The 6,549-nt window shown below is 34.6% G+C and carries 6 protein-coding genes; 5 read left to right on the top strand and 1 reads right to left on the bottom strand.

Annotated elements, in window-relative coordinates:
* From QVB70_RS06335 to QVB70_RS06315, 5 genes are all read left to right on the top strand, one after another.
* Window positions 1-811 (top strand): hypothetical protein (locus QVB70_RS06335; protein ID WP_287584539.1); only part of this gene is annotated, 811 nt, incomplete at its 5' end.
* 18 nt (window positions 812-829) lie between these two features.
* Window positions 830-1,309, top strand: a complete 480-nt coding sequence (locus tag QVB70_RS06330) for a hypothetical protein (protein WP_287584536.1) — start codon at window positions 830-832, stop codon at window positions 1,307-1,309.
* Between the two features lie 94 nt (window positions 1,310-1,403).
* A complete protein-coding gene (locus QVB70_RS06325; RefSeq protein ID WP_287584542.1) occupies window positions 1,404-2,318 on the top strand; it encodes a glycosyltransferase family 2 protein in 915 nt (304 codons plus the stop codon).
* A 42-nt stretch (window positions 2,319-2,360) separates the two neighbouring features.
* Window positions 2,361-3,485: a glycosyltransferase family 4 protein gene (locus QVB70_RS06320; RefSeq protein ID WP_287584534.1), complete on the top strand. Its 1,125-nt coding sequence runs from the start codon at window positions 2,361-2,363 to the stop codon at window positions 3,483-3,485.
* Window positions 3,486-3,648: 163 nt separating this feature from the next.
* Complete coding sequence (locus QVB70_RS06315) at window positions 3,649-4,827, top strand: glycosyltransferase family 4 protein (RefSeq protein WP_287584532.1); 1,179 nt, start codon at window positions 3,649-3,651, stop codon at window positions 4,825-4,827.
* A 43-nt stretch (window positions 4,828-4,870) separates the two neighbouring features.
* Here QVB70_RS06315 and QVB70_RS06310 read toward each other — a convergent pair whose 3' ends face one another.
* The gene (locus QVB70_RS06310; protein WP_287584531.1) at window positions 4,871-6,541 is read right to left on the bottom strand and encodes a glycosyltransferase family 39 protein; all 1,671 of its coding nucleotides are present in this window, start codon (window positions 6,539-6,541) and stop codon (window positions 4,871-4,873) included.
* Window positions 6,542-6,549 lie beyond the last annotated feature (8 nt).

Below are 6,549 nucleotides of genomic sequence, written 5' to 3'. Positions count from 1 at the left end.
CTATTTTGGCACCGTTAATCAAACTCAGCTGATTTTTAAACTCATTCCAAAAGTCTTTATATTCCTTTGTTCTTTTCTTGGGATCTTATTTCTTTTCAAATATTTCCGTACGTGGCAATCAGTTTTCTTGGTAGTTTGGATAATAATTTTTCTGATAGCATTTGGAGTTCTTTTATTTCTACCATTAGGAGGCGCAGGTTATGATATCTTTCGATTCATGGCGTATATGTATTTTCCACTTTGTATTTGTGCAGCAATTGGAATTTATTATAGCTTCAAATTGAGTAATTTATCGTTCCAAAAGGCTGTTGCAGTTGTATATATCGTAATTATTGGTTTTATGATACCAATAGGAGCGTCAAGTGCATTTATGACTCCAGAACAAGGAGCACTTACACAAAATTGGCTCGATGCACGTGATTATGCTGCATTGGAATGGATGGGGGAAAATATTAACAACTACTCAGTTGTATTAGCAGACAAACGCTATGATTTTGCATTGACATCTAGGCTTCCTGAAAACTCACATATAACGATTGAAAGTGATGAATTACACCTCTATTATAACATAACATCTCAGAAAATCGCAAAGGATTTTGTTCGACAGTTACATTTCGATGGAGAATGGCATGAGTTGTACATTCTTATCGATTCAACGATGTTAGATTATGGACTTTTATTTGACCATCAGCTTTATAGACCATTAACCATTGACGAATATGATGAATACTTCTACGTGGTCTATTTAGAGTTGGTCTTCTATTCTAATGATATTTCATTGTTTCATTTAGTCAGGAGCCGCCTAACGTAGTTTATAGAAGGACCCTATATGGTTGAAATACGAAAAAAATTTACAATAATAAAGGACAAAATGCTGCCTTTCATCACTTTCTTGAGGCAAAACGACCTTCTTACTGCTGAAGCTCTTTTTAATATAGGGTTACTGGTTTATGGAAGCATAGCCATAAATTTCTTGAATATTAAGAATACAAGTGATGACATACAGATAATCGTTACGTTTCCGCTGCTTTTTTTTATCCCAGGATATGCAATCACACAACTCTCCTTTTATGAGAACAAGAACAAACTAGAGATTTTGGCTATGAGTTTCGCCATTAGTGTAGCCATGATTCCGCTTTTCATTTTCTTTGAAGTTGGACATGTTTCGTTGATACCACATGCTAAGTGGAACGAAGAATTAGCAATAATCGCATTGCTGTTGTTAACGCTGTTAGTCTTAGTCAAACATATTGGAACAGTTATTCTAGAGGCTATTGGAAAGATCCGCTCCAAAAGCTCACCCAATTAAGTCTGAACTTAAGGCTCAATACAATATCACTTAATCTTGAAAAATAAATGGAAATGAAACACAGTTGTCACAATCTCGTGATTTATTTATATCAGTGGTCGTTGTGACGTATAACCGCCCAGAGGATTTAAAAGAGTGCCTTGAATCCTTAAAAAGCCAGAATCTCCCCAGAAACTCTTATGAAGTGCTGGTTGTTGACAGTTCTACTACTCATAAAAATGAAACCACGATGCTTGTACAAAACTACCCTGTTAAATACATCCATACAAAATATAAAGGCATGACTCTAGCGAGAAATATCGGGATTTGTAAATCAAGGGGTGAAATCGTCGCGTTTCTTGACGATGATGCGATAGCTGATGAAAACTGGATAAAACAAATCCTGAAGAACTATAATAAACCAAAAATCGGAGGAGTTGGAGGAAAAATCATTGAGGACCGACCTGTTAGAATAAAAAAGAAAAAGCAAGTTATAATCGGAAAAATAGATAAATCAGGAGAATTGATTAGTAATTTTGATCTAGGAGAAGAACGAATCGAAGTTGATCATATCAAAGGAACGAATATGAGTTTTTTAAAAAAACATTTGATTGAAATGGATGGATTTGATAATTTATATGGGGGTAGAGCATATCGAGAGGAAACAGACGTATGTATGAGGCTTAAAAAGAGAAATTACCTTATTATATATGCCCCTAAAGCAAAAGTGTTCCATAAACGCATTGGTCCAAAAACATCTCATGCTATTAGAAGAAATATCAAATTAGATTATTGGAGGGCAAGAAACCATTCGTACTTCTATTTCAAAAACATATTTGCATCTCGGATTCTACATTTCATTGGATTTCTAAAAAACAATGGAAATATGATTCTGAGTCGTGCACGAGAAAGACTCTCCTTTTTAGCTTCTATTTATTATTTGGTAGGGTTGATAGAAGGTGCTTTACTAGCCTTTTTAACATGTCCATATCGTTTATTGCGAAATTTAAATTGCAAAGAAAGTCCTTAGTTACTTAAGAACGTCCTTTATTACTGGTTAGGTGAGGATTCAATGAAGATTTTATTTATGGTTCATAGATATCCACCATCAATTGGTGGTACTCAAATCCTTGCCTACAATATTGTACAAGGATTTAGAAAAAAAGGACATTTCGTAACGGTTTATACTTCTGCATATCCAAATCAGCCTGATTTTGAAGTTAGAGAAGGTACTATTATAAGAAGATTCAAACTTAAACCACACTTTTTGTCACGATTTCTAAAACATCCAAGATATATAACGCCCCAAATGTTTCCATATCTGCTTTCATCCGATGTGCAAGATGTTGACATAATTCACGGTTTTGGTTATTGCACATTTCAATCACTTTTAGCAGTTACAAGTGGAAAATTACGAAACACTCCATGCCTTCTTACACCTCAATATCATCCATGGGGAACAATCTACGCGAACACTGCTGGAATTAAAGTCATCAAATCCGCAAATAAAATTATTGCACAATGTGAAAGCGAGTTTAAAACCTTATCACGCTATATAAAAGAATCTAAGATACAAAAAATTCCTACGGGAATTGATTCATCGCGATTTCAAAATTTACCTGAACACAATTTGAAAGAAAAGTTTGATTTACAGAATGAAAAAGTAATCTTGTCAGTCGGAAAACTGGCTGGCCACAAAGGAACAGATACTCTAATTAAGGCTATAAGTAAGTTACGCCATCAATTTAAAACGGATGTCAAATGTTTGTTAATTGGCGGTGGCGAGCGTATTTTCGAATATAAAAACTTAGCAAAACGTTTAGGGATGCAAGATACTGTAATTTTCATGGGTCGTGTAGATTCTAAAACATTACTTGAAGCATATGCTCTTGCTGATGTATTCGTTCTTCCATCATTACACGAATCATTTGGGATTACTCTGGTAGAAGCTGCCGCCTGTGGAAAGCCAATTGTGTCAACACCAGTTGGAGTCGCTTTTGACATAATAAAAGAAGATGATACAGGTTTCTTTTGCAATCATAGCGATCCAGATGATTTAGCAAAAAAAATTATTAGAGTTATAAAAGATGACCGTTTTTCAGAAAATGCAAGAGATTATAGAAATTCTGTTTTAGCAAATTATGATTGGTCAAACGTCTTTGACAAGACAGAAGAGGCATATTTAAGTGTCTTGTAAAGTTTCTTTTCACTAAACCTCTATTCATACTTCTTTCTAAAGAACAAACTGCAAACTGAAGGATATTTATGAACAAATTCCATTATCTTAGAAACAAATATGAACTCTTTTGATCAACCGACTTCTATCTTTTCAAATATTCTCTACAAATGAGGTATAACTAGTGCGCATTCTTCAGACTATCCATACCTATTGGCCTCAAGTTGGTGGTGCACAAATCTATGTGCACAATTTGTCAAAAATCTTGATTGAAAAAGGCCATACTGTCACCGTTTTTACACATAAACTCCCAGGAACTCCAAAAAGAGAAATAATCGAAGGAGTTAATGTAAGAAGATTTGGTGTCATCCCATGGAAGCCTTATGGCATTCCACATCATCGTGTGCAGCCCTATTATCCTCTTGCAGTTCTTCGACATGCTAAAGAATTTGATCTGATTAACTTTCAGATGCAATATGTCTGGACTACAGATTCTGCATTGCCATTTAAAAAGCTGAAACTACTCCAAACGCCAGTTATTTTCTCCCCTATTGGCTTTTCTCATCTTCACAAATCGGGTTGGTGGGTTAATAGGCTTTATTATAGATTTTGTATTCCTTTGATGCTGAAAGCAGCTGACACAGTTATTGCCTGGACGAAATATGAACAAATTACAATTTTGAAGCTATATAATATAGAAAAGGAAAAGGTCTCCCATATTCCTCCAGGCATAGATTTCGGAAAATATGAACAGTTACCCTCTCCAGAGTTATTTAAAGAGAGATTTGAAATCAATAGTGAAAACATGGTATTATTCGTTGGAAATTTTTTTGGCAATAAAGCACCAGATTATCTCATAAAAGCAATCCCCAGTGTGTTAAGTGAGAATCCCGATACAAAGTTTGTGTTCGTTGGCTGGGAAGGAAAAAAGGGATATATGCAACTCTGTCATGACTTGGCCAAAAAATTACAGGTTGATGAGAACATCATATTTACAGGTCCGATCAGTTTTACCGACCGTGACCTCCTATTAAGTGGCTATAGAGGTGCAAATGTTCTTGCAATGCCAAGTCGATGGGAAAATTTTGGATTGGTGCTTCTTGAAGCAATGGCATGCGAAACACCATTTGTTGGGGCATATACTGGCGGCACATTCGAATTAGAACAAAAAAAGTGTGGATTCGGATATAATTTTTCAGATATCACCAGACTTTCTGAAAAATTGAATCTACTTTTATCAGATAAGAAAATGGCTAAAAAAATGGGTATGCATGGACGTAATGTAGTGCGGACAGAATACGATATTAAAACGGTCGCAGAAAGAACAGAGGACATTTATAAGCAGGTTTTCTCTTCATATTAAATAAGAAACAGCAGTTTTAGTTTTTAGTTGATTTAAAACATGTTCAGACCATTGTAATTGGATAAGAGCCGCCAAAATACTTATACAAGCTATTTTCAACACTACCAAACTCTTCATCGAATAATTTTTCATACTTTTCTATACTAAGTTCAGTTACCTCACTTGAAGGTGAAGGGGCGAATATAAACATCGTTGATTGGCCGTCATATGAAACAACTGCCACTAAATTATAGTTCTCTCCTGTAAAAGTCCATATTTCAGTATATTGATCTATTAGATGGGCTGGAAATAGTATAAAAAGGTTCTTAGGTAATTCTCTTTTAATTGTTTCAAAATCCTCAGGATGTTTAATATCTCCTTTAATTAAACGATCACAATAATATGCAGCCTTAGCTGGGTCATCACCTAAAATAATATCATTTTCATTGGAATTATGCCTTATAAACCATCCTGCTGCTTTATAACCGATTTTTCTTCCGTAATTTGCGCCATATGGAGCATCCTGTTCAGTTTTATAACTTCTAGAATTATAAAATAATGGTGCGCTGGCGGGATAAATGTCATATTGAAGAAAAGTGATGTAACTATTCCATACAGACAAAGAGAGAAAACATAACCCAGCAAGAATTACAAAAACATTCACAGTTTTTATTCTTACTTTCCTAATTCTATCAGTTACCATAAAATATGATTTATGAATTCCGAAACTCGCTAAAAGTATCAAAGGAGCAAGAAGAACATATGTGTAAGTGGGCGATGGAAGTAATAAGAATATTAAAGGAATAAAATACGCTAAGAACCACGTTACAAAGAAATAAAGTTTCCAATTTCTGAACCAAAGAGATATCAGAGTGCCGCAGATTAAAATCACAGAGAAAAAAAGAGGATTATATCTTAACCATATTCGAAATATAAAGAAGTTGAAATAGAGAGATGGTGAGGCTCTTCGCGATGTAGAAGCATAGCCAGTACCAGGAGGAATTAATTCGGGGAAAAAATATGAAGCAAACATCCAAGGAATAAAAAAGGGTAGAATAAGAATTGCTAGAATGGTCAATGAGACAACTAGATTTTTGGTTTCTAATGAGTTCTCATACCATTTTTTTACTATTATATAAAGTAAAGGAATCACCATAAATATACCGAAATGATGTGATAAGAGAGTTAAGCCCAAAAAAAATGCGGCAAGGCCAGAATCTTTTAGATCATTGCTTTTATAATATTTAACTGAATAATACGCTGTTAATAAACTAAAAAGTAAAAACAAACTCATGAACTGAACATGGCGAGAAAATGCGATAAAATATCCATTGATTGAAGCAAAGGTAGCGGCAAGATGAGCGGTTGTTGTTCCATACAATTCCTCGGCAATTTTATAGAAAAGCAGTACTGAAATTACACCTGAAAAAAGATAAGGAATTCTCGCCACAAATTCTGTCACTCCAAAAAACACTAGAAGCGGAATATGTGCTGTAATTTCCATTGGCGGATGATGATGCTTTAAAATGATATTAAGCGTCCAAAAATTAACTTCCTTATCAAGAAATGGAGTCTTACGGAAATAACTTCCGGCTCTTACAATTCCTAAGGATTTAGCCACTACAATGGCTTCATCACCGGTAAATTCGGCGTAACCAAGGTTATGAAACCTTAAAAGGAAAGCTAGGATCAAAATTCCGATGAGAATCATCTTATTTTTATTGATTGACCACATTATTATTC

The organism is Candidatus Borrarchaeum sp. (assembly GCF_019058535.1).
Lineage (GTDB): Archaea > Asgardarchaeota > Sifarchaeia > Borrarchaeales > Borrarchaeaceae > Borrarchaeum > Borrarchaeum weybense.
The sequence above is the reverse complement of the archived record's forward strand: the minus strand, read 5'-3'. Positions and strand labels throughout refer to the sequence as shown.